Below are 26,564 nucleotides of genomic sequence, written 5' to 3'. Positions count from 1 at the left end.
CCGTTGCCAGCAACGACGTCAATGCCGACTGCTGTGCAGCTGATTGCTGAGCATCGCAATCACGATGAACTGATCCTGCCAACGGGAAGTTTGCTCTTCAGTCGCGGCACCCTCGCCAGCTCGATCTACGCGATTGAACGCGGTCTCGTCGAACTCACGAGCGGCGGGCGCGATCGTTTGCGCTACGGCGATGGTGAGGTGTTTTTCTTTGAGGATCTCCTCGCTGAGAGGCAGCGTCACAGCCGAACAGCGACGGCGATCACGCCGGTTCATGCCTTCTCGCTTGATCGCAACAGCTTCATGGAGCTGATCCATCAACACCCAACCCTGGTGCTCACCCTGTTGGGCCGGCAGCACGCCAGGCTCAGGGAGCAGCGCCTGGATGCAGCTCACTTTTATTGAGCCATCAAGAGCAGCAAACTCCGGGTGACCTTGGCTGCCAGCACACTGCTGATCCCGCTGGGATCGAGCTGAGGCGCGAGTTCAACAACGTCTGCGGCCACAAGATTGTGGTGTTGCAGCGCATCGACCAGCGCAGCGAAGTCAGGCCAGGTGAACCCCCCGGGTTCAGGTGTCCCCGTGCCTGGCATCACGGCAGGGTCGAACCAGTCGAGATCCACAGTGAGATAGATCGGCCGTCCGCGCAGAGCGCTGAGCCTCTGATGCAGCTGATGCAGAGGAACCAAGCGGCTGCTGCGATGCAGTTCTGAAAATTCATCTGCCGTTCCGCTGCGGATGGCGATTTGCAGCAGGTCTTCACTGGGCAGCACCTCCAGGCAGCGGCGCATGGCGCAGGCATGGCTGTGGCTTGCGCCCAGCCAGGTCTGCCTGAGATCGGCATGGGCATCCAGTTGCACCAGCACCAAATCAGGATGCTCCCTGGCCACAGCCGCGACGGCGCCGGAGGTGATGGAGTGTTCCCCACCGAGCATCAGCGGTTTAAGGCCCAGGGCAAGAATCCTGGCCGTTGCCTGTTCAACGGCCTGCACGACGGGCTCGGGTGCTCCATAGGCGATGTTGAGCGCGCCGAGATCGGCGTAGGCCAGGGTGTCGAGGTCTCGATCGAGCTGCGGGCAGTACGTCTCCAGGCCGGAACTGACCTCTCGGATCGCGGCAGGGCCGAACCGGGTTCCAGGGCGGAATGATGTGGTGCCGTCGTAGGGCACGCCGAACACACCGACCTGACAGTCGGATGGATCACGGCGAGCGCCCATGAAGATCGCTCCGTCTTGGTCAAACATCTCCTCAGCCCCAACGCTGTCCAATCCGTTGGTTGTCATGCGCTGAGCTCCCTTTCGATACTGGCGGGGATGGCTTCAAAGGCTCCCGCCTGCCAGCGTGGACTCCAGATGTCACAGCCTGGGCCGATCGCTGCGGCGCGTTCGGGATCGGGGCTGCGGTAGCGAGGACCGTCGCTGGCCGCGAAGGTCCAGCTCCACCAGCCGCTGGGGTACATGGGGACCCAACCATAGAGAGGGTCGGCATGACCGAACACCTCACGCAGCATGCGCACGGTGTCGATGTGGACCGCGCGGAACGCTTCGGGTGATTCGCTTTGGGTTGCGAACACTCCGCCGGGTTTGAGAATGCGGCGGCAGTGCTGGAAGAAGCTGCGGTTGAACAGCCCCTCCGCCGGCCCCGCCGGATCGGAACCATCCACCAGCACCACGTCGTAGCTGGCGTCTGAAGCCTCACCCACCCAGGCGATTCCATCTCCCACGGTGAGCTGAAAACGCGGGTCGCTCCAGCATCCCCCGCCGATGGCCGCCAGGTGTTTCTGGCTGAGCTCCACAACGCGACCATCAATTTCAACAAGATCGACGTGCTTCACCGCGTGATGACGCAGGCATTCACGGGCCGTTCCGCCATCGCCGCCGCCAATGACGAGGACCCGATCAATGGAGCGGGCCGCACAGAGGGCGGGATGGACCAGGGGCTCGTGATAGTGGCGCTCCTGATGTTCGGCTGTCATCCAGCAGCCATCGAGCAGGAGGCCGTTCCCGTAGCGATGGCTATGGATCACCGTGATGCGCTGAATGGCGCTTTGTTCGTCAGCAATCACGTCGCCTTGGAGTCCGTAGCGCACCCCGTTGTGGTGTTCGTCGATCCAGCCGCTTGCTGTTGAGGGGGCTTCGCTCATGATCTGGCGCCCAGGGTTTCCTGCTTCCAGCTAAGGGCACGACGGGTTTCCCGTGCCTAAGTCGCCGCTGCAGACTGACGGCCATGTCTTTGGCCGTGTTGTGGGTGTTGTCCAGCGGTTTTTATCGATTTTCAAGGACAGCCGGGAGTGTCTGGACCCACTTCGCTTTGACGATCCAGTGGCGTTGCGCACGAACTGGACGCCTGTTGTGCATGGCGGAAACAACTTTTGCACCCATCGCTTGCAGTTGAAAAGCGGGCTAACGAGTTCCTCCGTCACCTTTCGGACCACCCCCGCCATGGTGGCGTTCTGCCTGGTGTTTCTCGTTGGCGGAGTGGGTGTTGCAGTGTCGATGCTGGTCATGAGCGCTGAGACTGCCATGGCGATCTCACCGGGGATCTTGGTGGCGCTGGCGGTTGCTGGTGGTGGTGTCCTGATGCTCAAACGAGCGCGGGCTCACGAGGCCAGTTTTGATCGGACGTCGGGCCAGTGCAGGGTGCGAGCGAAGAACTACTCGATCAGCGAGGTGCACGCGTTGCAGTTGCTGCGGGAAACGGTGCGGGGCAACGATTCCAACTATCACAGTTATGAGTTGAATCTCGTGTTTCGGGATGGCAGTCGCAGCAATGTGACCGATCACGGTGCCCTCTCAGCGATTCGCAGGGATGCCAGTGCGCTTGCGGACTATCTGCAAATCCCCGTGTGGGATGCCATTGATTTCAGGCTTCCCGAGCATCTGCGCAACGGCGGTGCTGATCCCAAGCTCGATCTGCTCAGAAACAATCTGGGCCTGTAAGGGGAGGTCAGTTGCTTTGGTTCAGGAGCTGCGGATCAATGAGCGCCTGGTGATTCCTGCTGCCGAACTGCAGTGGCGCTTCTCCCGCGCATCGGGTCCTGGAGGGCAGGGGGTGAACACCACCGACTCCAGGGTTGAGTTGCTGTTTGATGTGGACGGCTCCCGGGCGCTGGGTCCGTTTCGTCGGGCGCGTTTGAGGGAGCAGCTGGCGTCTCGTCTGCAGGATGGTTGCCTCAGGGTTGTGGTGGCGGAGGAGCGATCGCAGTGGCAAAACCGTCAGCGGGCGATGGCGCGTCTGGCGGATTGGTTGCGCGAGGGCCTGAAGCCTCCCCCGCCCCAACGCCGTGCCACGCGCCCTGGGCGTGCAGCTGTGAAACGCCGGCTCGATGCCAAGGGCCGGCGCAGCGAGCTCAAGCGCCGCCGACAAGCGCGTCCATCGGCGGACGACTGAGTGAATCCACGGATGGATTGCTGGTTATGGCCAGGTTAAGGTTTCAGCAGGAGTGATTGAGTTATGCCGAGTACTGGCAACAAGCGACCGTTGGCTGATCTTCTTGCTCTGCTTGAAATCGAGGAGAGGGCGAGGTGCTGCTCCACGCGGGCCCATGCCCAGTTGCTGATCAGGGAGGCCGATGAGGTCAAGCGTGCGCTCTGGGGTTCCCAAGCAAGATCCGCCAACACGCATTTCTGATGCCATCCAGCATCAACCCTGCCTACGGTCCAGTCACTGGCCAGCCGCAGTGTGCAGATCCGTCGCGACACCATCGGACTGACCGTGGATGGGAGCTTGATGCGCCTCTATGTCGCACAGCCGAAGTCTGTAGGTCGCTGGCCTGGGGTGCTGTTCTACTCGGATATCTATCAGCTTGGTGATCCGATCACGCGCTTGGCGGATCGCCTCGCGGGGTATGGCTACGTGGTGGCCGCTCCTGAGATCTTCCATCGCCGTGAACCGATCGGTGCGGTCATCAAGCCCGATGCCACCGGTCGGCTGCGGGGGAATGACAACGCCAGAAACACGCCCACTTCTGCGTTTGATGCGGATGCCTCTGCTGTTCTCGATTGGCTGACAGATCAGGCCGCTGTGGATGCTGCCCGCCTGGGAGCTGTGGGCTTCTGCATCGGTGGACACCTGGCCTTTCGAGCCGCCCTGCGGCCTCAAGTGCGGGCGACGGCCTGCATCTATCCCACGGGGCTCCAGGATGGGGTACTGGGCTCAGACCGAGCCGATTCCCTCCAGCGTGCTGCCGAGATCCAGGGGGCCTTGCTCACGATCTTCGGCAGCCTTGACCCCCATGTGCCGGAGCCGGCCCGCGAGGCGATCCTCGCTGCGTTCGCTGCAGTGCCTGGCTTGCGGCAGACAACCCGTCTCTATGAGGCGAATCACACCTTCATGCGTGATGACGGTGAACGTTGGGATCCCCAGTGTTCAGACCATGCCTGGGGGGACGTGATCGCCTTTCTCCAAACGGAGCTGGGTTGAAGGTGATCAAGACGACTGGGTGTTTTCAGCGCGGATCGCAGCCTTCGCTTGCTGCCACAGCGCCTCGAGCTCCTGGATGCTCCGTCCTTGCAGATCTCCATTCAGGGCGCTCTCAACCCGGGAGAAACGTTCCAGGAAGCGCTGATTGGTTGCGGCTAGCCCCTCCTCAGGATCAAGGCCGCACCAGCGGGCCACATTCACCAGAGTGAACAGCACATCGCCAAGCTCATCTTGAGCATGGCGGCGGTCCCCCGAGGCGATGGCCTCCTTGAGCTCGTCGAGCTCCTCCTGCACCTTCCCCCACACGCCGTCGATGGCATCCCACTCGAAACCGGCTTTGGCGGCCATGCGCGAGATGGTCATGGCAGCGGCCAGGGCCGGTTGCCCTCGCACCTTGCCGGCCAGTTGATCGCTCAGCGGGCTGGAGGATTGCCCCCCTCCCGATTGTTCCGCCCGTTCGGCGGCCTTGATGGCCTCCCAGCTCAAGCGCACGGCCTCAGTGCTTTCCGCTCGGGCCTCGCCGAACACGTGGGGATGGCGGCGGATCAGTTTGTCGCTGATGGCCGTGGCGATGGCATCGAGATCAAAGCGGTTGTTTTCTTCGCCGATGCGGGCGTGCAGCACCACCTGCAGCAGCAGATCGCCCAGTTCTTCTTTCAGATGCCGGTCGTCGCCATGGCGGATGGCGTCAGCCACCTCATGGGCTTCCTCCAGGACGTAGGGCACCAGGGAGGCATGGGTCTGCTCCAGGTCCCAGGGGCACCCGTTCACTGGATCCCGCAGGCGTGCCACCACGCTTTCGAGGTGGCGTAGGGGATCCTGATCACCAGGAACCGTGGCGTGCTGGGCCATGGAGTCTGTCGGCGTCTGGCGCCACCCTCTCACCGGCGCCGTCTGTGCCGCCAGCGTCGGGGCCATTCAGCGGGCAGAGGATCACCGTCGAGGATCAGATGCAGCCAAACACTCGTTTCCAGCCCCAGCAGAACGGCCAGCAAGGGGCCGGGATGCTTCTGCAGCCATGCAAGAACCAGCGGAAGTGCTTCGCCGGGTGTGGGGGAAGACCAGCCAGGGAGGGCTGCCAGTCCGAACCAAGCCACGATCACAACGGTCAGAATCCAGCCCAGCCGCAGCCCGGTGCCGATTAAAGGGCCATGGGAGAACAGCGATCGATGGGGGATCAGCATCCGGTAAGGACGCCAGATCCAGCCCAGGGGGCCCCACCGCTTCAGGGCCCTGGAGCGGGTGTCGAGATCGGGAGAGAGCCAGAGCCCTCCCCAGGCGAAGGCCGCGGCGGTGAGCACGCCCAGACTCCAGCCCAACCAGAACCCCGCGAGCAGGCCAGCGGGGACACAGCCGATCAGCGTGGCGCGGTCATGGTCCCGGCCCAAAGCCATCGCAGTGTTTCATCCATGACCCAGCCTGCCGCGATCAGGCAGAATCTCAACTTCGGGCGATTAGCTCAGCGGTAGAGCACCTCCCTTACAAGGAGATTGTCACTGGTTCGATCCCAGTATCGCCCATCTCCCAAAACCCATGCCAGGACTGGTCTCTCTGCTTCCGCTAAGAGGCCGTTTTCTTGTTTGTTATCGAGACATGATCCAAACCCAAAAACACCAAAGCGACGACTTTGCAGAAGGAGGTGGGGTGTGAGTTGGGCTCAGGGATATGAAGGTTGGAGTGTGGGTGACTGGGATTACTGCACAGGGGGCGAACAACCCATACCCCAGTCGCAAAAGATGCCCTGATAGATAACCCTTTGTCGAGAAGTTTGAAGACATCAAAGTTGGGCTGAAAGCTATGCAAGACCCGCAAGGGAAAAGCAGGGGGCGTTGTTGTCGCTATCGATCTCTCGGCAAAATATTCTCCGCCGTCAGCAATGACGGGATTTTTGCTTGAGGAGCGTGACCGCCTGATGGGCTGGCAGATGGGGGTTGCCGAGTGACCTCCCAGTTGGGGGAAGGAGAAGCGTATTTGGGCGAGTTTTGCAGAGTGAGAGTCTCGAAATCGAAACTCAAAGGTTGAGCGCTAAATCACGCAACGCGGAATGTCTGAGTTGAAGAATGTCTTTTCCTGGTCTAGAGTTCATTTATATGCTGCAATGGTAATGCGACGAGGTAGGATGTTGCGTCTCCGACGCTGGCGCTCGATTTCATTGGTTCTCGCGCAAGTCGCCTTGTTGTGCGGAGTAAAAGTATTAATGCATCTGGCTGGATATGAATTGCTTGTGGTTAATCAGCTGTTCTCGGCAGCTGTTGCCTCCACGGTTTTCCTTTTGGGTTTCCTGCTGAGTGGAGTGCTGACGGACTTTAAAGAGGCAGAAAAGATTCCAGGGCGCTTTGCTGCTGAGCTGGAGACCTTGAGCCTGGAGATTGGGGCAATACCTGTGTTTCAACCCTCGGCGCAGGTGGAGCAGGCCCAAGAGTCTGTAACTGTTTTGGGGAAGTTGCTTGTGGTATGGCTTTGCGGTAACTGTGAAACTGAGAAAGTTTTGGCGGCTTACCGCTCCACTCATGCCGATGTGGTTCAAGCCGCTGTTCAGTACAGCGGCGATGTGTCGACGTTGCGGGGGCGCTTGATGCAGAGCATGTCAGTGATTCTGGAGATGATCTATCGCGTGAAGGTCATCCGTGATACAGGCTTTGTGCCGCTTGTCTATTGGCTCGCTAATTTCTCTTCAACTCTTTTATTCGGAGGTTTGCTGCTCGCGCGTGCCAACCACTGGTTTGATTCATTGTTTTTCTTGGCTGTTATTTCCTTTGTTGTGCTGCTCATTCTTCGTTTGATCAGCGATATCGACAATCCTTTTGGATTGGGTGATCCCGATTCGGCTGAGAATGTCTCTATCGACGTTCTCGAGCGCACTGTCGCTTTTCTCGAGTAGTAATCCTCGACGTAACGGCTTAACAGGGCTCTGATGCGTTTTGACAGCAGTGCCGCCCTCAATGAGCTGCTGAGTGCTCCAGCGGGGAATGCTTTGAGCAGTTGCACCAAGCCCATGCACGAACACACCCTGTACGCCCGCTTTGAGCCATGAATTCCGTAGCCGAGAGCTTCGTTACTCCTCCCAGCGACGGGTTGCCCCGTGATGACCTCATTGCAGTGTTTTGCAAGTTCCTCAGCGCCGCTCTCGGCAGCTGTGACAGAGCCCGAAAAATTCCAAGGTGTGGAAGATCACATCGAAATCGTCCGCTTCCGGAGCCTTCACATCCAGGCCGTGGATCGGGCAGTGCTCAAGACGTTCGGTCTTGCCGCAGTCCACACAGGTGAGGTGATGGTGATCTCGCTCCACCGGGGCGTAGAGGGCCTCACCTGTGGGCAGATGACGACAGCGCACTTTTCCTTGGCGCTGCAGCTGGCGCAGATTTCTGTACACCGTGGCCAGTCCCATGGCCCCAGGTTTGTCCTGGAGGCAGCGATGAAGCTGCTGGCCGGTCATTTCCTGTGCCGACCGTTGCAGTTCCTCCAGCAGTGTCAGCTGGCGATCGCGGCCAGCATTTCCCCTTTCCATCGTCGTTGGTCTCACACGGCAGCGCTGTGGTGTTCAGTCAGTGATTCGCTCACTGTCCAGAGGCGTTGCCGCTGGCTTTGATCCTTGGCGGCACGGGCCACCGGCTGTTGTTTGGGAGCACCGCGCATTCCGCCCAACTGGCTTGGGCCGTAGTGCTCACCGCCCTGGGCATCGCTTGCCGTGGCGGCATAAAGCTGGGGCAGGGCTCCTTGGGCAGCGCTCTGGAAGAGAGGATCCATCAGCCGATAGGCCAGGGCTTCCTGCCAGGCTCCCGTGGCAGCCACCGACACCGGTTGCAGGTTGGTGCGTGCCAGTCCGGGGTGGGCCGCGAGGGATCGCACCGCACTTCCGGAGGCCTGCAGGCGCTGATTCAGTTCCAAGGCAAACATCACATTGGCGAGCTTGCTTTGGGAATAGGCCTTCCAGCGGTCGTAGCGCTGCTCTCCCTGGAGGTCATCCCAGGCCATCACCCCGAAATACTGAGCGCCGGAGGTCACGGTGACAACCCGCGCTTGCGGACGGTCGCCCATCAAGGGCAGCAGAGCCTTGGTTAAGGCGAAGTGACCCAGGTGATTCACTGCGAACTGCAGCTCATAGCCCTGGCGGCTGCGCATGCGTGGAGGCGCCATCAGCCCGGCGTTGTTGATCAGAAGATCCAGCCGTTCGTAGCGCTCCGCCACTTCCCGCGCACAGCGCGACACGCTGTTCAGATCCGAGAGATCCAGCTCCAGAAGATCCAGCCCGGCAGCACCGGATCCCAGCAGTTGGCTCCGGGCTGCTTCGCCCTTGCGTGCGCTGCGGCAGGCCATCAGAACGGTGCAGCCACGGCTGATCAGTGCCCGTGTGGTTTCCAGCCCAAGGCCGCTGTTCGCCCCGGTGACCAGGGCGACCCGACCTCGCTGATCAGGCATGTCTTCGGTGGTCCAACCCATGGTGCGGGAATGTCAGCACAGGGGCAGTCTCGCTGGTCGGATCAGTCCTCGGGGAACAGCAGCCCTGCCAGTTCATCGGCATCCACGTCGTAAACCCTTGCCAGAGAGGTTTCGATGGCACTGGTCACTTCACCGGGAAGAAAGCGCATCGCATTCAGCGCGTCTTCGGTGATCTCATCGGTGAGCAGGGTGTCCTCGCTGTCGAGTTTCTCGTCGTTGATCACCGCCATCACCCAGCTCTGATAGGCGTACACCAGATCCGAGAATTCGAGTTCGGGGTCGTTGAGATCCAGGGTCATCGTCAGGCTCAGCGCGCTGCACCAGTCTGACCTCCGAGGAGGAAGATGTCTTCAGCTGAACATCAGGATGGGGTTACCGGATTCCGATCAGCTTCAGGGCACCCTGGTGGATTTCGCCCTGGGTGAGCTGGTTCGACACAACCGCGAGAGTTTTCAGCCGCTCTGGACGGTGGACAGCTGGGCCAAGCTGATGATTTGGCTGGCCCTGAACTGCGGCCTCTCCGGTGACAGCGAAAGCCTCGAGCATTTCGCCGCTGCTCTGGGTGAACGAATCACATCGCGGTTGCGGCGCACGTTTTTTGAACGGGAGCTGGCTGATCTTGAGCTTCAGGTTCTGGCGGATCCGGCTGAGCAGCAGGTGTTGCTCCTGTCCCAGGATCCAGGAAATCCCGCGGTCTTGGCTCCTGATCGGCTCATGCGGGCCCTTGAGAGGGTGTCTCTGACTCCCAGGGTGGTGCAGGACCAAGGGCGTTGGCAGCGGCTCGAGGCGGTGGTGGCGATTCCCTGGGAGGTTTGCCGTGATTGAGCAGGTCTCCTTGATTGCGTCATACCGCAATGCTGGTTATGAGGCCGTTGCCGATGGTGTGATGGCGTTCTTTGATCGCCGCCCAGACTTGCAACGGCCTGGCGTGGCCTTTGGGCCTGGCGGTAGCGACGAGCCAGCCAAGGTGTCCACCGACATCAGCCTGGTGGCGATTGATCGCAGCGATCCCGATGCCTTTGCCCTCTCCGAGGTGATCGTGCGCGGGGTGACGGCAGCTTTGGAGCAATACCTCAAGGAGCGCCCCTTGTTTCGTGCGGTGTGCCCGGATCAAGAGCTGTTTGTGATGCCGATCTTCAACCTGCAGCGCTACGCCCCGGGGGAGGGGTTTAAGCAGTGGCACTGCGACTGGACGATCAGTGACGAAGCAACGGAGCCGGTGCATCGGCTGCTCGCCTGGATCCTCTATTGCAACGACGTGGATGAAGCCGGCACCGAGTTCCACTGGCAGGGGCACCACGAAGCAGCGAAGCGGGGCAAACTCGTGATTTTCCCTGCTGGGCCATCCCACATTCACCGGGGACGGGTGAACACCACTGCCAGCAAAACCATCGCCACGGGCTGGATCAACGCCGGGTCTTATCAGGCTTTTCTGGCGCGTCTCTCCCGCTCATAAGCGAGGGTTGGTCTCGAATCGTGTTCACCTGCTGCGGGAAGGGAATTTCGATTCCTTCGCGTTTGAAGGCCGTCCAGATCGCTTGATTCACTTCGCTCACGATGCCGATGTTGCTCATGGGATCGGCGATCCAGTAACGCAAGGAGTACTCGATGGCTGAGTCTCCATACTTCACCTGCAGGGCTCTGGGGGCGGGAGTCTTCAACACCCGGGGAACGTTGAGGGCGGTCTCCTCGAGCAGCTGCAACACCTGGCGTGGATCGTGCCGGTAGGCGGCACCGATGCGGATCTCGCTGCGGCGCAGGCGGTCAGTGGCGGTGTAACTGGTGGCCTGAGCCGTGAAGAACATCTGATTGGGAATCAGCAGCTCCGCGTTGTCGCGATCGCGCCAAAGCAGGGTGGCTCTGAGGCCAAGCTTGCGCACCTCGCAGGGGTCGTTGTCGACCATCAGCACTTCGCCCGGACGGACGGATCCTTCAAACAGGAGCCAGATGCCGCTGATGAAGTTGGAAAAGACCTCCTTGATCCCAAAGCCCAGGCCGACGGAGAGTCCACCGGCGATGGCCACCAGAGCGGTGCCATTCAGGCCGATGTGAAAGCTCACGGCCGTGACTCCGATGCCGACGACCACGTAACGGATGATCAGCTCCACAGCCTTCCTGCTTCCCTCGGAATAGCCGAGCAGTTTTTGCAGCAACCAGGACACGCCAGCGGCCGGGGGGCCTGTACCCACGAGCAGCAAATAGCTCACCACGAGCGAGGTGAACAATTTGCCCAAGGTGACTGAAACGCCGAACACTTGGCCGAGTTCAATCACCGACAAGTCGTTGATGTTGTCGAGCCGATTGATGAACATCAGCACCACTGTGATCAAGTACAGAGGCCTGACCAGTCGACTCTGAAGCTCATGCACCCTCGGTGCAGGCATCAGTTGCTGGAGCAGACTATCCAGCAAGCTCAGAAAGTTCCATCCCAGCCAGCTCAATCCGAGGTAGCCAAGCAACCCAGCATCCCATCCAAGGCTTTTCGCCAATGCATTTAGAAGAACCAGCCCCCCTGGGGCGATCAGGAGGCCCAGAGGTTTGGGAATCATCTCCAGCCTGGGGTGTTGTCGCAGAATGCGCCAGGCCATCACCAGCGCAATAATCAGCAGCAGTTGAAACATGATCGAGGCGCGCTGCAGATAACCCAACCAGCCAATGATTTCCCAGAACAGTTGATTCATGACCCCTGGCTCAGTCTTGAAATGAGTTCATCTGCTGTGGTTTGAGGTTGGCTGACGCCAAATACGAGCGGAATCAAAAGATTTGTCATCGTTTTGGTGGTTGGTCCGTCTCCCTTGATGGCGGCTAGGTTGTCTCCATGGATATCTGAATCTTTCAGGGCCAACTCCAAAGCGGCCAGGTTTTTTGAACTTTTCGCGGCAATTATTACGTCAGGATTCACGGGAACAAATGACGTTGACAACAGCGAAAGATTTCTCTGTAAAAGTGGATTGGTGACGTAATCACTCAGGGCGATCGCCATTGAGCGTTGATGCGCACTCGAGTCTTTGCCTAAGGCCAGAACACGGAGCAGATTCATGGGTGCCGCCGATCCGTCGGGTCCACTGGGCAAAGGTGCAATGCCGAGGTCGTCGCCGAGCCGGTCTTTCAGACGAAGGATCATGTCTGAGGTGCAGCTGATCCAATCCAATTCTCGATTGCCAAGGAGTGTGGTCAGCTGACCTTGGTTTTCAAAAAAGGTGAGATTGCGTTGATCGCTCGCTTGTTGAAGCCAGGTCAGCCAACCAGTAATGCGATCGCGTTCTCCCGTTGACAAGTCCTGGTTCCGGGAGGCTGTAGCCAGTGCTGGTAGTGCATTGAGACTCCCTGCCGTCCACAACACGTCATTCATGGCAACGGAAAGGCCCACGCGAGCGCCTGCAGCACCAACCTGAAGCAGTTCGTTCAAAGTCTGCGGTGGCGATTCGAGGGCCTCGGTGTTGAAGCAGGCGATCTGGGGGTACACCACTAACGGCTGTCCAGCGAGTCGTCCGTCTTTGAGCCGCACGTGTTTCAGAATGCCGGGGTTGGTTTGTTCCCTGCTGCGCTCGGTTTGTGGCAAGGGATCCGTGAGCCCCTCGCGAAGGAGTGCTTTCGCCTGCTGTGCATCAGTCAGGACTAGATCCGGTCCAAGATCTGCCTCACTGCGACTGCGCAGCTCAGCCATCAGCATCGAGCGCCGGTAAAGAGCCAACTGCACCTGAACATTTGGGTACAGCTTCTGAAAATTGGAGACGATCAGATCGACCCGCTGTCTCGCGTCTTTCTGCGTGTCACTGCTGATGCGGTCGTCTTTGCCGACCACCATCGCCACGTACAGCATTACAGGCGTTGACGTTGATAACGCGCTGCAACTGCTCAGGGCCAGGGCAACAAGAAGCAGTCCTGCTGCGGTCCGCAGATTCACGATCGAGGGTCGAGATGCTGGCGCCATTTTGTGCTGGCCGTTCTCTGCTTTGCGAGCATGGCCCACGCATCGCAGCGCTTCCGTGCCCGAACTGGCCAAGACCTACGACCCGGTTGGTACGGAAGCGCGCTGGCAACAGGCCTGGGAAGACCAGGGAGCGTTTCATCCCGACCCGAAGGCCCCCGGTGAACCCTTCTCGGTGGTGATCCCGCCGCCGAACGTGACCGGCAGCCTGCACATGGGCCATGCCTTCAACACGGCCCTGATCGACACGATCGTGCGCTATCAGCGCCTGGCGGGCAAAAACGTGCTCTGCCTGCCCGGCACCGACCACGCCTCGATCGCGGTGCAGACGATTCTTGAGAAGCAGCTCAAGGAGGAGGGCAAGACCCGTCACGACCTCGGCCGTGAGGCCTTTTTGGAGCGGGCCTGGCAGTGGAAAGCCAAGAGCGGCGGCCGCATCGTGGGCCAGTTGCGACGCTTGGGCTATTCCGTGGATTGGCAGCGCCAGCGTTTCACTCTGGATGAGGGCTTGAGTGAGGCCGTGAAGGAGGCCTTCGTGCGCCTGCACGAGCAGGGGCTGATTGTCCGCGGTGAATACCTGGTGAACTGGTGCCCCGCTTCAGGGTCGGCGGTGAGCGATCTGGAGGTGGAGATGAAGGAGGTGGATGGCCACCTCTGGCATTTCCGCTACCCCCTCACCAGCGGGGAGGGTCATCTGGAGGTGGCCACCACCCGGCCCGAAACGATGCTGGGCGACACGGCGGTGGCGGTGAACCCCACCGACGAGCGCTACGCCCATCTGGTGGGCCAGACCCTCACCCTGCCGTTCGTGGGTCGTGAAATCCCGATCGTGGCCGACGACCATGTGGAGAAGGATTTCGGCACCGGCTGCGTCAAGGTGACGCCGGCCCACGACCCCAACGATTTCGCCATCGGTCAGCGCCACGGTCTGCCCCAGATCACGGTGATGCGCAAGAACGGCACGATGAACAAGGAGGCCGGCCAGTTCGAAGGGCTGGATCGCTTCGAGGCCCGCAAGGCCGTGGTGGCTGGCCTGGAGGAGCTGGGGCTGCTGGTGAAGGTGGAGGACTACCGCCACAGCGTTCCCTATTCCGATCGCGGCAAGGTGCCGGTGGAGCCCCTGCTCTCCACCCAGTGGTTTGTCAAAACCGAGCCCCTGGCAGCGCGCTGCCGTGAGGCCCTCGAGAAGCAGGACCCCCGCTTCATCCCCGAGCGCTGGGAGAAGGTGTATCGCGACTGGCTCACCGACATCCGCGACTGGTGCATCAGCCGCCAGCTCTGGTGGGGCCACCGCATCCCCGCTTGGTTCGTGATCAGCGAAACCGGCGGCAATTACACCGACACCACGCCGTATGTGGTGGCCCGCAACGAAGCCGAAGCCCTGGAGAAGGCCAAGGCGGAGTACGGCGCCGCGGCGGAGATCGAGCAGGACGAAGACGTGCTCGACACCTGGTTCTCCAGTGGCCTCTGGCCCTTCTCCACCCTGGGTTGGCCCGATGCCGACAGCGCCGACCTGCAGCGCTGGTACCCCACCAGCACCCTGGTGACCGGCTTCGACATCATCTTTTTCTGGGTGGCGCGGATGACGATGATGGCCGGCGCCTTCACCGGTGAGATGCCCTTCCAGGACGTGTACATCCACGGCCTGGTGCGGGACGAGCAGAACCGCAAGATGAGCAAGAGCGCCGGCAACGGCATCGATCCGCTGCTGCTGATCGACCGCTACGGCACCGATGCCCTGCGCTTCGCCCTGGTGCGGGAGGTGGCCGGTGCGGGGCAGGACATCCGCCTGGACTACGACCGCAAGACCGATACCTCCGCCACGGTGGAGGCTTCGCGCAACTTCGCCAACAAGCTCTGGAACGCCACCCGCTTCGCCCTGATGAACCTGGGCGGCGCAACGCCGGCCCAGCTGGGGGACCCCGACCCCGAGGCCCTGCAGCTGGCGGACCGCTGGATTCTCTCCCGCCTGGCCCGGGTGAACCGCGAAACCGCCGAGCGCTACAGCACTTATGGCCTCGGTGAAGCGGCCAAGGGGCTTTACGAGTTCGCCTGGAACGACGTTTGCGACTGGTATCTGGAGCTGAGCAAGCGCCGGCTCAACCCCGGTGAGAATCCCTCAGCTGAGGCCCTGGCTGATCAGCGGGCGGCCAAGCAGGTGCTGGCCAAGGTGATCAGCCAGATGCACCTGATGCTGCATCCGCTGATGCCCCACCTCACCGAGGAGCTCTGGCACAGCGTGACGGGCGAGCCGGAAACCACCTTCCTGGCCCTGCAGCCCTGGCCGGTGCTGGATGAGAGCGCTCTGGATGATGCCTTGGAAGCTTCCTTCGCTGAGCTGATCGCTGCCATCCGTGTGGTGCGCAACCTGCGGGCGGTGGCGGGGCTTAAGCCCTCGCAATCGGTGCCGGTGCGCTTCGTCACCGGCCGCGCTGAGCTGGCGGCTGTGCTGAGCAAGGGCACGGCCGACATCACGGCCCTGACGCGGGCGGAGTCGGTGGCGGTGATGGCGCCGGCGGAGGCCGATGCAGCTCCGGTGGCCAAGGCCCTGGCGGGGGTGAGCGGTGAGCTCCAGGTGCTGCTGCCGATCGAAGGCCTGGTGGATCTCGATGCGCTCAAGGGCCGCCTCGAGAAAGACATCGCCAAGGCCGAGAAGGAGATCAAGGGCCTGGCGGGCCGGCTGGGCAATCCCAACTTCGCCGACAAGGCTCCGCCGGAGGTGGTGGCGGAATGCCAGGCCAACCTCGATGAGAAACAGGCCCAGGCCGATCTGGCCCGCAAGCGCCTGGCCGACCTGAGCTGATGACGTGATTCAAGTTGAGGGGCTGAGCAAGACCTACCGGGTTGCCGAGAAGCAGCCCGGCTTGGTTGGAACCCTGCGCCATTTCGTTCAACGCCGCACCCGGGACGTGACGGCGGTGCAAAACGTGTCCTTCCGGATCGAGCCCGGCGAGATGGTGGGCTTTCTTGGCGCCAACGGCGCTGGCAAAACCACCACCTTGAAGATGCTCTGCGGCTTGATCCACCCCAGCGCTGGGGAGGTGCAGGTGGCGGGCTTCAGTCCGCAGCGCCGTCAGGCGGAGTTCCTGCGCCGGATCACCCTGGTGATGGGCCAGAAGCAGCAGCTGCTCTGGGACCTGCCGCCGATGGATTCGTTGCGGGTGAATGCGGCGGTGTACGGCATCCCCGATGGCGTGGCCCGGCGGCGGATCAGCGAGCTGGCTGATCTGCTCGAGCTGGGGGAGGAGCTCACCCGGCCAGTGCGCAAGCTCTCCCTCGGTCAGCGGATGAAGGCCGAACTCCTGGCGGCGCTGCTGCACGAGCCGGAGGTGCTGTTTCTCGATGAACCCACGCTGGGGCTGGATGTGAATGCCCAGGCCAGGGTGCGCACATTCCTGGCGGACTACAACCGCCGCACGGGGGCCACTGTGCTGCTCACCAGCCATTACATGGCCGACATCACGGCCCTGTGCCCCCGGGTGCTGCTGATCCACCAGGGACGCCTGTTTCACGATGGGCCGCTGAACTCCCTGGCTGAGCAGCTGGCGCCGGAACGGGAGGTGCGGCTGGAGTTGGAATCTCCTGTTGATCCCGCGGTGTTCGCGGGTTTGGGGCGGCTGGAGCTGATCGATGGCTGTGATGTGCGGCTGCTGGTTGCAAGGGATGAGCTCACCGCAGTGGTGGCCCAGCTGCTCGAGCGCTTTGCGGTGCGCGATTTGGATGTCACCGACCCACCGATTGAGGAGCTCATCGGTGGGTTGTTCCGGCAGGGGCGCGTCTGATGCGGATCTTCGGGCTGAATCGGCGGATCATCCGCGTGCTGCTGGGTTGCCAATACGCCCACATGCTCGAGTACCGCGCCGAGATCGCCCTCTGGGCGCTCTCCGGAGTCTTGCCATTCATCATGCTCAGCGTCTGGAGCGGTAGCGACGCGCGTTCAGGGCTGGGTCTCGATGGCGTGGCCCTCGATCGCTATTTCCTCAGTGCCTTTCTGGTGCGCCAGTTTTCGGTGGTTTGGGTGGTGTACGACTTTGAGGAGGATGCTCTGAGCGGTCGGCTTTCGCCCTACCTGTTGCAACCGCTGCACCCGCTCTGGCGCTATGTGGCGGCGCACCTCGGGGAACAGCTCACCCGTTTGCCTTTTGCCGCTCTGATCGCTGCCGTGTTCTTTGCAGTGCAGCCGCAAGCCTTCTGGTTGCCGTCGTTGGGGGGCTTCCTGCTGGCCTGGCTGGCTATCTGGATGGCTTTTGCGATCGCCTTTCTGTTCCAGAGCCTGATTGCAGCTCTGTGCTTCTGGAGTGAGAAGGCCAGTGCCCTGGAGCGGCTGCAGTTCATCCCCTTTCTGTTTCTTTCCGGCTTGTTGGCGCCGCTCACGGCCTTCCCGCCGGCGGTGCGGGCCTGGGCCCAGTGGACCCCGTTCCCCTATTTGATCGATTTCCCGGCGCGGGTGTTGGCGGGTCAGCCGGTGGATCTGCTGGCGGGTTTTGGGGCGCAACTGGCCTGGATCGCGTTGTTGTTACCGGTGGTGCTGCTGCTCTGGCGGGCCGGGGTGCGCCATTACAGCGCCATGGGGGCCTGATGGGGCGCTACTGGCGAACCCTGCGGCGCTTCTGGGGGACGACCCTGGCCACGCAGCTGGAATACCAGGCCAACGTGCTGATCGAGCTGCTGGCGGTGGCGATGAGCCTCAGCGGCAGCTTGTTTCTGCTCTCGCTCTTCTATGGCCCGGATCAGACCCTGGGGGGCTGGAGCTGGGCCCAGGCCTTGATGGTGCAGGGGCTTTACACGGTGTTCGACGGCATGGCCACCACCTGGTTGCGCCCGAACCTGGGAGCGATCGTCACCCATGTGCGCGAGGGCACCCTCGATTTTGTGCTGCTCAAGCCGATCGACAGTCAGTTCTGGCTGTCGCTGCGCACGCTGTCGCCGGCGGGGCTGCCGGAGATTGGTCTGGGGCTTGGGCTTTTGGCCTGGGGCAGCCATCAGGCCGGTGTGGTGCTCACGCCGGCCTCCTTGCTCATCGTGGTTGTGATGCTGCTGGCCGGTGGCTTGATTCTTTATTCGCTTTGGTTTCTGATCGCGGCCACCAGCATCTGGTTTGTCAAAACCTGGAATGCCACCGAGGTGTTGCGGGCCCTGCTGGTTTCCGGGCGCTACCCCCTCAATGCCTATCCGCCGGCCCTGCGCCTGCTGTTCACCCTGGTGCTGCCGGTGGCGTTTCTCACCACGGTTCCCGCCCAGGTGCTGCTCGGTGAAGCTGCCGCACCGATGCTCGTCGCTGGCATGGTGCTGGCGCTGCTGTTCTTTGCCGCGGCGAGGGCCTTCTGGTTGTTTGCTCTGCGCTTTTACACCTCAGCGTCGAGTTGACCCTCCCGGCCTGATTCACGAGGCATCTGGCGACAACAATTGAGTCACTTGGTTTGGATTGCTGGACGATGCTGGATAGAGAGTCATGCAATTGAAGGCGAAATCAGCGCCACTTCCCTGCACGATGCCAGCGATATCAAGGAAGATCGCCTGTTGAATGTTGAGCCATTCCGCCCAGACTGTTGTTTTGGTAAAGCAATACACCATCATGTTGATGGATGAAGCATCCCACTGGTTGAAATTCACGAGAATGATCTGTTTCTGGTCGATGTGGGGGTGTTGCTTCAGATGCTCCCTGACTTTGTCAGTGATTCCAGCGATTTTACTGATATCTTCATAGCGTAGGGAGATGTTGGCCAGAATGCGCCGGTTGTACATCTGGCCGGGGTTTTCAATTGGTTTCGTGGCAAAAATCGAGTTGGGGATATTCAGGGGCCTGCGATCAAATGTGCGAATTCTTGTGTAATACCAGCCAATCGATTCCACGGTTCCTTGCAGCTCGTCGACGTTGATCCAATCCCCTTCTTTGAACGGGCGATTGAAGAAGAGCATGAAGCCGGAGAGAAAATTCTGGCTGATTTGCTGCGTGGCAAAGGTGAAGCCAATTCCAGCACCTCCCAGCAAGGTGGCGATGGCGGCTGAGGGGATGCCGAGGTTCACCATCATCGCTGCTGTGGTGATCAGCAACGTGAGAATCGTGAAGAGGCGCCCCAGCAGATTGATGAGCATGGCCTCGTCTTGCTCGTCATCCATCCGGATCCAGCGCCGCATCGACCCCGACTGGAGAATGGCGTGTCCCACATTGAGGGTCGCCCAGCTGATGGTGATGATCAGCAGCGTGGCGGCGAGGCGCTTCAGTGTGAGCTGATCCACCACATCGATGCGCTTATCGATCCAATGGGTGATCCAAGTGCCATAGAGCGACACGCCAAGGCCGATGAGTAGCGGTCGCCTCAGGCTGCGTGTGATCACGCTGCCGATGTTGCGCCCGTGTCGGCTTACGACATTCAGCAGAAACCAGGCCGCGATCAACGTCAGGGTTCCAACGACAAGGCCAGTGTTGGTTTGCAGAAACCCCACGCGATCGACGGCGGTTGACGTGAGCTCCCTGAAGTTTTGAAGATCCTGGATGGGTCTAGTGAGTCAAGGCCCGAGATTTTAGCTGGCGTTCCTTGGCTCCTGGCGTTGTGTTGGCTGATCAGGAGTGGGCTGGCTGTTGTAGCTCTGTTGCAGGCTCGGTGGCCATTGCATGGGATACACCTGGCGTTGGGGGAAGGGGATGGTGATTCCTTCTTTCTCGAAACGTTTCCAGATCTCCCTGCGCAGATCACTGCCCACAGCGAAGGCATCAAGGGGGTTGGCCACCCAGAAGAGCACTTTGTAGTTGATCGACGAATCGGCAAAGTCCGTCACGAAAGCCGACGCTGGGGGGTACGGCTTCACTTTGGGGTGGTCTTCTGCAATCGCGAGCAGCAGCTCAATCACCCGATCGGGGTCGTGGTTGTAGGCAGCGCCGACTTCAACGCTGTCGCGACGTGCCGTTTCAGCAGCTGTGTAGGACGCTGCTTCTTGTGTGAAGAAGGTCTGATTCGGGATCAGCAGTTCGGCGCCGTCACGGCCACGCTTCAGCTGTGTTGCCCTGAGGCCGAGCTTGCGCACGGTGCAGGGATCTCCATTGATCATCAAGATTTCGCCTGGGCGCACGGAACCTTCAAATAACAGCCAGATGCTGCTGATGAAATTGGAGATGATTTCTTTGATGCCAAAACCGATGCCCACCGATAAACCACCGGCGATGGCGATGAATGCATTGCCATTGATGCCGATGTAGTACGCCACGCTCATAATGCCGATGGCGATCACGCTGTAACGGAACAGCAATTCCATGCCACGCCGGTTCTGCTGACGCACCCCGAAGATCGTGCCACTGGCCCAGGCCATCAGTGCTGCAGGCCGCGATGCAATCGTCACGATCAGATAAATCGCCACGATCGCCGTATAGACCTTGCCCAAGGTGATCTCGACTTCAAAGAGGTTGGCGATTCCGATCCGCGCCAGATTTTCACGGCTGCCGAGCAGGCTGAGCATTGAAACAGTGGCCGTGATTACATAGATAGGTTTGAAAAATGTGCTTTCAATCTCTTCGATTGGGAACCCCGGATTGACCTGCTTAACGAGTGATTTCAAAGGTGTGAACAGATTCCAGCCCAGCCAGAGCAGCCCGAAATAACGCAACAGCCCGAAGGGTGCTTGGCATGCAGCAAAGACAGCCGCAAGGATCAGGATCAGTGCAGGACCAAGCAGAACACGGATCGATTCTGGAAACAGTGCTTGCAACCGGTAACGCTTGGGATCGAGTAGAATGCTGCGGGTGCGTGCAATCACCACGACAACGGCCAGTACAAGCAACTGGGACAGAACTGACCAGCGCTGCAGAAAGGCCAGCCAGCTCAGCATTTCGATGAGAATGTCGCTGGGGGACACCGACAGAATGAGAGAGGTGATGGTCATGACGACGGTCCCAGTTTGGTGTTCAGTGTTGCGGCAGCTTGGCTTGGAGTTTCTGTGCCAAAAATCACATCATTCAGTGTGAATTGCATCACTCGTTCGAGTTTTGGGTTTTGATTTAGCACTGCCCTGATTTCATCACCAATGCGAACATCATCCTGGTCTGTGCTGAGGTAAAGGTCTTGGAATCCAGGAATTTCGCGATTGATGATTTGTGCTGCTGCTGGGTTGACCGGGTAGGAGGTGCGGTACCGCAGGGCCCATGTTTTCTGTGCCCAGGGCAGAACAATGAATTGCATCAGTTCCAAGCTTTTCTGCCGCTGTTGACGGCTGGAATTCCTTCCGAGGCCCCACACTTGCAGCCGGCTTACCGGTGTGGCTTTTCCGGCTGGTCCTGCCGGTAACAGCCCAATGCCGAGATTGTCCTTTAAGGCCTCCCGCAGTTGGGGCAGCTGGGAGCTCCAGCAGCTGATCCAGTGGAGACTTCCATCGATCAGTTGTTGCCGGAGGGTGGCCTGATCGTTCATGAACAGAACGTTCTGCTGAAAGCTTGCTGCCCGCAGCCAGGTGAGCCATTGCACCAGCTGGTTCACATCCTCTGTTGTCGGTGTTTCTCCACGCAGGGAGCTGATCAACGCGTTTCCAGCGCCATAGCTGCCCACACTCCAATAGAGATTCTCGAAGTTCTGCGTGAGGCCGAAAATGCTGCCTTCACTGCTCTGTTGGGCCAGTTCGCGCAGAGTCTTGGGTGGACTTTTGAGTTTGCGTTTGTCGTAACAGGCCAGTTGGATGTACTGGGACACCGGTAATCCCGTGATGGTTCCGTCGCTCGTGCTGACGCGCGTGAGGAGCTCCGCTGGAATGGCCTGGCGTTGTTCAGGTGTGACCGGGACGGAATCCAGAATGCGTGCTGTGAACAGGGCCTGGATGGTCTGGGCATCGCTGACCACCAGATCAGGCCCCAGTCCACTGTTGGTCTGGCGTTGCAGTTCCGATTGAACACTGGATGCCGAGTAAAGGGAGGGCTGGATCCTTATCCCAGGGATGACAGCCCGCAAACTGGTCTGAAAATTGCGCAAAACCTCGCGGTCCCGTGCGCTTTCTTCGCTCGTGACCACCTCCTGGGAGGGCAAGGTGCGCACGACTCGGAGCAGGGTGGGACGGGCTTCGTCCGTGCTGCTGCATGCGCTGAGCAGGCCAATCGCTCCTGCTAAGCCAAGGAGCTTGAACCTAAGGGTCAATAAACGTTGCCCAAACTCTCGTTTCATCGGGTTTGTATTGCGTCCGCAGAGTGTCGCTATCGGTTGTAACCGAGATCCATAGTGACCCCAGCGATCCCGTGATGCCAAGTCGTTGGCACTTGCGCTGAATGCCATGCCCATGGAACGGTTGTTGGGCTTGGGAGAGGGAATGGCGAGCGATCTGCTGAGTACGGAGGCCGTTTTGCAGTGGCTGCAGACACCGTTAGGTGCTCTGGTGTTTATTCCCTTGTATGCGGTTTGGGTCACCGTGCTGTTGCCTGGTCTCTGGGCTTCGATGCTGGCGGGAGCGCTGTACGGCACCTGGTGGGGCAGCCTGATCGTGTTCGCTGGAGCCACGCTCGGGGCGGAAGCCGCTTTCTTGCTGGGGCGTTATCGCTTACGTGGCTGGGCACAACGTCGCCTCAAGCGTTTTCCAAAACTGCTTGCAATCGAAAAGGCGGTGAGCCGTGAAGGCTTCCGGCTGGTGCTGCTCACCCGCCTGTCTCCGGCCTTTCCGTTCTCTCTGCTGAACCTCGCCTATGGGCTTAGCGACGTGAGCCTGCGCGACTACAACCTTGGCCTGATCGGCATCATCCCTGGCACGATCTTGTTTTGCGCGCTGGGTGCGCTGGCTGGAAGCGCTGCTCGTTTCGGGGAGGTGTTGGCGGGGGAGACGACTCCTCAGGCCTGGGTGTTGCGGGTTGTCGGTGTGCTGGCCACCGTTGCCGTTGTGTGGCTGGTGGCTCGCGCTGCTCGCAAGGCCTTGCAGGAGGGATCAGAGCTTGATCAGGAGCCGGTGGGTTGATCGGGATCCGGGAGGCGCCAGTCGCGGACTGCGGCGATCAGCACAAACCAGATCAACCGGCCTCTGGCTCGCAATCCCTTTCGTGCACTCAGGTCGGCATATTTGGCGCGACCGCAGTCGGTTTTGATCCAACGAAACACCGAGGGCCTCTGATAGTCCTGTTGGGTCACGCGGATGGCTCCGAGGCTTCTTTGTATTTAAAGATCTGATTGGGAATCACGCTGATGGTGGTCCTGATGTCATCAAGGCCTAGATCAGTCCGGGCACGTTTGGAAATGCGGTCATTCAGCTCTTGTGCCACTCCATCGGTGACCAGTCCTTTCGGTGCACTGAGCACGAGATCAACCGTGGCTTCGTTATCCACAACACGGACGTTGCTGTAAAGCACGCGCACTCTCTGCCAGAGATAGGGATTTTTCCGGGTGAGTTCAAACTGACGCACCCGCCCGGCTTTGAAACTGGCGAACTGGCCATCCAGTTGTTGCTTGTTGCTGAAGTCGCGCAGGGATGAGGAGAGGGGGATCGAGAGCAAACCCAGAAGACCGAGCCACACCAGAAGATTGCGCCAGCTCTGGGCCACCGATCCGTAGTGCTGGATCAAGAAAATGAACAGGCTGGCCACGGTGATCCCGATCAGGTTGGCCAGGAACAACAGGAATGAGCCCTCGGAGATCTGATTGGTGATCCCCGCCACTGTTCCCCGTCCGAACACGGCCACCACTTCCTGGCCCAGGCTCAAGCCGATGCCGCAGACGCAGAGGGGAGGCACGAGGGCCACAGCGATGGCGACACCGGCGATCGAGTTCGACAACCCCGCTCTCGTCATGCTGAAGGATCCGGCAACGGCCGCGGCGATGGCGATGCCGAGATCGATCAGGTTCGGGGCTGTCCGGGAGATCATCTCCCGATTGACTTCGCTCACATCGAGCAGCATCGACAGGAATGCCGCTGTCCCCACCACCGTGAGTACACCAAGGAAAATGGTGAGCAGGGAACGCTTCGCCAGGGTGTTGTTGCTGATGGCCAGAGCAAAAGCCAGGCTCAGAATCGGGTCCATCAACGGGGCCACGATCATGGCGCCGATCACCACGGCGGTGCTGTTGGAAATCAGCCCGAGAGTGGCAATGACCGCTGAACACAGCAGCAGCAGAAAGAAGCCCAGGGACGGTTTTGAGGAGGCAATGCGTGCTTTGTAGAGCTCTTTGCGTGGGACGCGCTGCTCGAGGTTGATCTGCCATTCCCCTGTGAGTGCTTCGACCGCGACAGAGATCAGATTTGGCATCGGTTTTGTTGTCTCAGTTCAAAGCGGATGAATGGAGTCGGCGCTGTCTTGGATCAAGAGCATCAGTGCTGCTTCATCGAGCACGCTGACGCCGAGGGTGTTGGCCTTGTCCAGTTTGCTTCCGGCTTCGTCGCCAGCCACCACGAAACTGGTTTTCTTGCTCACCGATCCACTCACCTTGCCCCCTGCTCCTTCGATCAAGGCCTGGGCCTGAGACCGGGAGAGCGAGGGCAGGGTGCCGGTGAGCACGAAGGTTTGGCCGTTGAGGTGCCCCTTGCCGTTGTTGCGATCTGCCAGGGCCTGACGCTCCTGATCCGAGGCCGCCAGCGTGAGGCCCACCGCGCGCAGCTGCTGAAGCAGATCCTGGTTGGCTGAGGTGTTGAACCACTGCTGCAGGCTCTGGGCGATCTCCGGACCGATGCCGTGCAAATCGGTGATCGCCTCCGGCTGGAGAACGGCTGCGTCAGCAAGGCTGTGGGCGTCGGCAAAGGCCGAGGCCAGGGCTTTGGCATTCACCTCGCCAACGTGATGGATCCCCAGGCCATAGAGCTGGCGCGACCAGGGCTGCACGCGGGATTGGGCCAGAGCGGCCACCAAATTGCCGGCACTTTTTTCACCCATGCGCTCCAGGCTTGTGAGCAGGGCGGTGTCGAGGCGATAGAGGTCGGCGATCGAGCGCACAAGGCCTCGCTCAACCAGTTGTTCAATCAGCTTGCTGCCGAGGCCATCCACATCCAGCGCACCCTTGCTCACCCAGTGGCGCAGGGCCCCGCTCAGGATGGCGGGACAACTGCTGTTCACACAGCGTGTGGCGGCTTCACCGCTTTCGCGCACCAGATCCGAGCCGCAGGAGGGGCACTGCTGCGGCAGCTCCAGGGGCAGGGCACCCTCCGGACGCAGTTCGGGGAGAACCCGCAGCACTTCAGGGATGATCTCCCCTGCCTTGCGCACAATGATCGTGTCGCCGCTGTGCAGATCAAGCTCCTGCAGACGATCGGCGTTGTGCAGGGTGGCGCGACTGACGCTCGTGCCCGCCAGAGAGACCGGTTCGAATTCGGCGACGGGTGTGACCACGCCGGTGCGGCCCACCTGACAGGTGAGTTTGAGCAGGCGGCTGGGCGCTTCCTCGGCGGGGTATTTGAGAGCGATGGCCCAGCGCGGTGCTTTCTGGGTGAAGCCAGCAGCGTCCTGCAGGCGCAGGTCGTTGAGCTTCACCACCACCCCATCGGTGGCGTAATTGAGATCGTGGCGCCGGCTGTCCCAGTCGCCGAAAAACTGCTCAACCGAGTCAACGTCGGGGAGCAGGGCGGCGTTGGGGTTCACGCGGAAACCTGCATCCTCCAACCAGCGCAGGCTCTCCCATTGGCTGGCGGGGCGTTCCCCCGACCAGTCCTCGGGGAGGTGAAGGGTGTAGGCAAAGAAGTCGAGGCGCCTGGCGGCCACCACCTTCGGGTCCAGTTGTCGCAGGGTTCCGGCGCAGGCATTGCGGGGATTGGCGAACAGGGGCTCGTCGCGTGCAGCCCGCTCACTATTAATGGCGGCAAAGGTGTTGTCGGGAATCAGGGCTTCGCCGCGCACCTCCACCCAGGCGGGTGGGGGGTCGAGGTGCAGGCGCAGAGGAATGGAGGCAATGGTGCGCACGTTGGCGGTGATGTCTTCCCCTTGATCGCCATCACCCCGGGTTGCCGCACGCACCAACACGCCGTTGTCGTAGCTCAGCGCCAGGGCATTGCCGTCAATTTTCAGTTCTCCCACCATCGCCAGGGCCGGTAGGGGGGATCCCGAGGGGGGCTCACGGTCGAGCACCTTGAGCAGCCGGGTGTACCAGCCCCTCAGCTCTTCAGCGCTGAAGGCATTGTCGAGGCTGAACAGGGGGATGCGGTGGGTGACACTGCGGAAGCCTTCGGCCGGAGAGCCACCGACCCGTTGGGTGGGACTGTCGGCTTCAACCAGCTCTGGATGGGCTGCTTCGAGGTCGAGCAGTTCTCGGTACAGCCTGTCGTAAACAGAATCCTCAAGGTCGGGAGCATCGAGCACGTAGTAGGCGTGAGCGGCTCTGTTGAGGAGCTGCCTCAGTTCGGCAGCGTGCTCCTGCAAACCCTGCGGGATGGACATGGACACGAGGAGGCCGTCAGCTCTTGGCGTTGGCGTTGAGGGTGGCGATGCGTTCGATCTTCCAGTTGTCGTCCACTTTGGTGAACGTGAAATCGAGGGGCATTTCTTCTTTGTCTTCGGCGATCAGCTTCACCGTGAGAATCATGTTGCCTTCCTGAAGCCGGGGACGACCTGATTTGAGGTTGCGGAAACGATTGAGTTTCAGGCCTGCCAGGTAGCGGATGAACTGCTGGCGATTCACATGCTGGCGATAGGTCTTGGTGGTGAGGAGATAGGCCGCATCCACCCGTCCAGCGGCCACCTGGGTGAAGAATTGCTTGATCAGGGGATTGATGCCGCGGGCGCTGAGCACCAGTTTCACCGCGGTGATTGTCCAGTAGAGGAGCAGGGCACCACCACCGGCGAGCAGTGCCTTGCTTCCGATTTCCCGCACCAGACCCAGATCCATCAGCCCAT

General features: G+C 60.7%; 28 protein-coding genes and 1 tRNA gene. 13 read left to right on the top strand and 16 right to left on the bottom strand.

Annotated features, from left to right (window positions below):
• Nucleotides 1–21: 21 nt before the first annotated feature.
• The gene (locus SynBMKMC1_RS14000; protein WP_186472175.1) at nt 22–402 is read left to right on the top strand and encodes a cyclic nucleotide-binding domain-containing protein; all 381 of its coding nucleotides are present in this window, start codon (nt 22–24) and stop codon (nt 400–402) included.
• Here SynBMKMC1_RS14000 and speB read toward each other — a convergent pair.
• Nucleotides 396–1,280 carry an agmatinase gene (gene speB, locus SynBMKMC1_RS13995; RefSeq protein WP_186472174.1) on the bottom strand — a complete coding sequence of 295 codons (885 nt, stop codon included), beginning with the start codon at nt 1,278–1,280 and terminating at the stop codon, nt 396–398. The two genes, SynBMKMC1_RS14000 and speB, sit on opposite strands and share 7 nt — an antisense overlap.
• Nucleotides 1,277–2,140: a polyamine aminopropyltransferase gene (gene speE / locus SynBMKMC1_RS13990; protein WP_011934338.1), complete on the bottom strand. Its 864-nt coding sequence runs from the start codon at nt 2,138–2,140 to the stop codon at nt 1,277–1,279. The genes speB and speE overlap by 4 nt, the downstream gene beginning before the upstream one ends.
• Before the next feature lie 52 nt (nt 2,141–2,192).
• Between speE and SynBMKMC1_RS13985 the strand changes: the two genes are divergently transcribed.
• The 3 genes from SynBMKMC1_RS13985 (at nt 2,193) to SynBMKMC1_RS13975 (ending at nt 4,419) form a co-directional block, all read left to right on the top strand.
• The gene (locus SynBMKMC1_RS13985; RefSeq protein ID WP_186472173.1) at nt 2,193–2,936 is read left to right on the top strand and encodes a hypothetical protein; all 744 of its coding nucleotides are present in this window, start codon (nt 2,193–2,195) and stop codon (nt 2,934–2,936) included.
• Between the two features lie 16 nt (nt 2,937–2,952).
• Entirely contained in the window at nt 2,953–3,387 is a 435-nt protein-coding gene (gene arfB / locus SynBMKMC1_RS13980; RefSeq protein WP_186472172.1) for an alternative ribosome rescue aminoacyl-tRNA hydrolase ArfB, read from the top strand.
• A 291-nt stretch (nt 3,388–3,678) separates the two neighbouring features.
• Nucleotides 3,679–4,419, top strand: coding sequence for a dienelactone hydrolase family protein (locus SynBMKMC1_RS13975; RefSeq protein WP_186472171.1), 741 nt, complete (start codon nt 3,679–3,681; stop codon nt 4,417–4,419).
• A gap of 6 nt (nt 4,420–4,425) precedes the next feature.
• Here SynBMKMC1_RS13975 and mazG read toward each other — a convergent pair whose 3' ends face one another.
• Together mazG and SynBMKMC1_RS13965 are read right to left on the bottom strand one after the other, a co-directional pair.
• A complete protein-coding gene (mazG, locus tag SynBMKMC1_RS13970; RefSeq protein ID WP_186472170.1) occupies nt 4,426–5,271 on the bottom strand; it encodes a nucleoside triphosphate pyrophosphohydrolase in 846 nt (281 codons plus the stop codon).
• Nucleotides 5,272–5,300: 29 nt separating this feature from the next.
• On the bottom strand, nt 5,301–5,813 hold the full coding sequence (locus tag SynBMKMC1_RS13965; protein WP_186472169.1) for a metal-binding protein: 513 nt from the start codon (nt 5,811–5,813) through the stop codon (nt 5,301–5,303).
• A gap of 54 nt (nt 5,814–5,867) precedes the next feature.
• Here SynBMKMC1_RS13965 and SynBMKMC1_RS13960 point away from each other — a divergent pair.
• Both SynBMKMC1_RS13960 and SynBMKMC1_RS13955 read left to right on the top strand, forming a co-directional pair.
• A tRNA-Val gene (locus SynBMKMC1_RS13960) sits at nt 5,868–5,939 on the top strand.
• A 524-nt stretch (nt 5,940–6,463) separates the two neighbouring features.
• Nucleotides 6,464–7,300 carry a hypothetical protein gene (locus tag SynBMKMC1_RS13955; protein WP_186472168.1) on the top strand — a complete coding sequence of 279 codons (837 nt, stop codon included), beginning with the start codon at nt 6,464–6,466 and terminating at the stop codon, nt 7,298–7,300.
• Between the two features lie 234 nt (nt 7,301–7,534).
• Here SynBMKMC1_RS13955 and SynBMKMC1_RS13950 read toward each other — a convergent pair whose 3' ends face one another.
• From SynBMKMC1_RS13950 to SynBMKMC1_RS13940, 3 genes are read right to left on the bottom strand one after another with little or no spacing between them, the layout of a single operon-like run.
• Nucleotides 7,535–7,927 (bottom strand): transcriptional repressor, encoded by a 393-nt coding sequence (locus tag SynBMKMC1_RS13950; RefSeq protein WP_186472167.1) that lies wholly within the window; start codon nt 7,925–7,927, stop codon nt 7,535–7,537.
• Between the two features lie 11 nt (nt 7,928–7,938).
• Nucleotides 7,939–8,859 carry an oxidoreductase gene (locus tag SynBMKMC1_RS13945; protein ID WP_186472166.1) on the bottom strand — a complete coding sequence of 307 codons (921 nt, stop codon included), beginning with the start codon at nt 8,857–8,859 and terminating at the stop codon, nt 7,939–7,941.
• Between the two features lie 41 nt (nt 8,860–8,900).
• Complete coding sequence (locus SynBMKMC1_RS13940) at nt 8,901–9,158, bottom strand: hypothetical protein (protein ID WP_006042806.1); 258 nt, start codon at nt 9,156–9,158, stop codon at nt 8,901–8,903.
• A gap of 67 nt (nt 9,159–9,225) precedes the next feature.
• On the opposite strand from SynBMKMC1_RS13940, the gene SynBMKMC1_RS13935 reads away from it, so the two are divergent.
• Both SynBMKMC1_RS13935 and SynBMKMC1_RS13930 read left to right on the top strand, forming a co-directional pair.
• Nucleotides 9,226–9,684 (top strand): protein phosphatase, encoded by a 459-nt coding sequence (locus SynBMKMC1_RS13935; protein WP_186472165.1) that lies wholly within the window; start codon nt 9,226–9,228, stop codon nt 9,682–9,684.
• Between the two features lie 61 nt (nt 9,685–9,745).
• On the top strand, nt 9,746–10,315 hold the full coding sequence (locus SynBMKMC1_RS13930; protein ID WP_186473487.1) for a 2OG-Fe(II) oxygenase: 570 nt from the start codon (nt 9,746–9,748) through the stop codon (nt 10,313–10,315).
• On the opposite strand, the gene SynBMKMC1_RS13925 is transcribed toward SynBMKMC1_RS13930, so the two are convergent.
• Together SynBMKMC1_RS13925 and SynBMKMC1_RS13920 are read right to left on the bottom strand one after the other, a co-directional pair.
• Nucleotides 10,266–11,540 carry a mechanosensitive ion channel family protein gene (locus SynBMKMC1_RS13925; RefSeq protein ID WP_186472164.1) on the bottom strand — a complete coding sequence of 425 codons (1,275 nt, stop codon included), beginning with the start codon at nt 11,538–11,540 and terminating at the stop codon, nt 10,266–10,268. The genes SynBMKMC1_RS13930 and SynBMKMC1_RS13925 overlap by 50 nt on opposite strands.
• The gene (locus tag SynBMKMC1_RS13920) at nt 11,537–12,766 is read right to left on the bottom strand and encodes an ABC transporter substrate-binding protein (RefSeq protein WP_255486220.1); all 1,230 of its coding nucleotides are present in this window, start codon (nt 12,764–12,766) and stop codon (nt 11,537–11,539) included. Before SynBMKMC1_RS13920 ends, SynBMKMC1_RS13925 begins: the two co-directional genes overlap by 4 nt.
• An 82-nt stretch (nt 12,767–12,848) precedes the next feature.
• Between SynBMKMC1_RS13920 and SynBMKMC1_RS13915 the strand changes: the two genes are divergently transcribed.
• From SynBMKMC1_RS13915 to SynBMKMC1_RS13900, 4 genes are read left to right on the top strand one after another with little or no spacing between them, the layout of a single operon-like run.
• On the top strand, nt 12,849–15,593 hold the full coding sequence (locus SynBMKMC1_RS13915) for a valine--tRNA ligase (protein ID WP_186472163.1): 2,745 nt from the start codon (nt 12,849–12,851) through the stop codon (nt 15,591–15,593).
• Nucleotides 15,594–15,597: 4 nt separating this feature from the next.
• Complete coding sequence (locus tag SynBMKMC1_RS13910) at nt 15,598–16,572, top strand: ATP-binding cassette domain-containing protein (RefSeq protein ID WP_186472162.1); 975 nt, start codon at nt 15,598–15,600, stop codon at nt 16,570–16,572.
• On the top strand, nt 16,572–17,369 hold the full coding sequence (locus SynBMKMC1_RS13905; protein WP_011934324.1) for an ABC-2 family transporter protein: 798 nt from the start codon (nt 16,572–16,574) through the stop codon (nt 17,367–17,369). Before SynBMKMC1_RS13910 ends, SynBMKMC1_RS13905 begins: the two co-directional genes overlap by 1 nt.
• The gene (locus SynBMKMC1_RS13900; RefSeq protein WP_186472161.1) at nt 17,369–18,157 is read left to right on the top strand and encodes an ABC transporter permease; all 789 of its coding nucleotides are present in this window, start codon (nt 17,369–17,371) and stop codon (nt 18,155–18,157) included. The genes SynBMKMC1_RS13905 and SynBMKMC1_RS13900 overlap by 1 nt, the downstream gene beginning before the upstream one ends.
• A gap of 15 nt (nt 18,158–18,172) precedes the next feature.
• On the opposite strand, the gene SynBMKMC1_RS13895 is transcribed toward SynBMKMC1_RS13900, so the two are convergent.
• From SynBMKMC1_RS13895 to SynBMKMC1_RS13885, 3 genes are all read right to left on the bottom strand, one after another.
• Nucleotides 18,173–18,910 carry a mechanosensitive ion channel family protein gene (locus SynBMKMC1_RS13895; RefSeq protein WP_370593923.1) on the bottom strand — a complete coding sequence of 246 codons (738 nt, stop codon included), beginning with the start codon at nt 18,908–18,910 and terminating at the stop codon, nt 18,173–18,175.
• Nucleotides 18,911–19,315: 405 nt separating this feature from the next.
• Entirely contained in the window at nt 19,316–20,668 is a 1,353-nt protein-coding gene (locus tag SynBMKMC1_RS13890) for a mechanosensitive ion channel family protein (RefSeq protein WP_186472159.1), read from the bottom strand.
• Nucleotides 20,665–21,906: an ABC transporter substrate-binding protein gene (locus SynBMKMC1_RS13885; protein ID WP_255486219.1), complete on the bottom strand. Its 1,242-nt coding sequence runs from the start codon at nt 21,904–21,906 to the stop codon at nt 20,665–20,667. Before SynBMKMC1_RS13885 ends, SynBMKMC1_RS13890 begins: the two co-directional genes overlap by 4 nt.
• A 169-nt stretch (nt 21,907–22,075) precedes the next feature.
• Between SynBMKMC1_RS13885 and SynBMKMC1_RS13880 the strand changes: the two genes are divergently transcribed.
• A complete protein-coding gene (locus SynBMKMC1_RS13880) occupies nt 22,076–22,711 on the top strand; it encodes a TVP38/TMEM64 family protein (RefSeq protein WP_186473485.1) in 636 nt (211 codons plus the stop codon).
• Here the strand turns inward: SynBMKMC1_RS13880 and SynBMKMC1_RS13875 are convergent.
• Genes SynBMKMC1_RS13875 through SynBMKMC1_RS13860 form a run of 4 tightly spaced genes read right to left on the bottom strand, consistent with a single transcriptional unit; the run spans nt 22,693 to nt 26,556 of the window.
• Nucleotides 22,693–22,881 carry a hypothetical protein gene (locus SynBMKMC1_RS13875; protein ID WP_186472157.1) on the bottom strand — a complete coding sequence of 63 codons (189 nt, stop codon included), beginning with the start codon at nt 22,879–22,881 and terminating at the stop codon, nt 22,693–22,695. The genes SynBMKMC1_RS13880 and SynBMKMC1_RS13875 overlap by 19 nt on opposite strands.
• Nucleotides 22,878–23,993, bottom strand: a complete 1,116-nt coding sequence (locus SynBMKMC1_RS13870) for a DUF389 domain-containing protein (RefSeq protein ID WP_186472156.1) — start codon at nt 23,991–23,993, stop codon at nt 22,878–22,880. The genes SynBMKMC1_RS13875 and SynBMKMC1_RS13870 overlap by 4 nt, the downstream gene beginning before the upstream one ends.
• Nucleotides 23,994–24,011: 18 nt before the next feature.
• Entirely contained in the window at nt 24,012–26,108 is a 2,097-nt protein-coding gene (gene ligA, locus SynBMKMC1_RS13865; protein ID WP_186472155.1) for an NAD-dependent DNA ligase LigA, read from the bottom strand.
• Nucleotides 26,109–26,124: 16 nt separating this feature from the next.
• Nucleotides 26,125–26,556, bottom strand: coding sequence for a hypothetical protein (locus SynBMKMC1_RS13860; protein WP_011934313.1), 432 nt, complete (start codon nt 26,554–26,556; stop codon nt 26,125–26,127).
• Nucleotides 26,557–26,564 lie beyond the last annotated feature (8 nt).

Source organism: Synechococcus sp. BMK-MC-1, assembly GCF_014279955.1.
Taxonomy (GTDB): domain Bacteria; phylum Cyanobacteriota; class Cyanobacteriia; order PCC-6307; family Cyanobiaceae; genus Synechococcus_C.
This window is presented reverse-complemented; position numbering and strand designations above follow the sequence as displayed.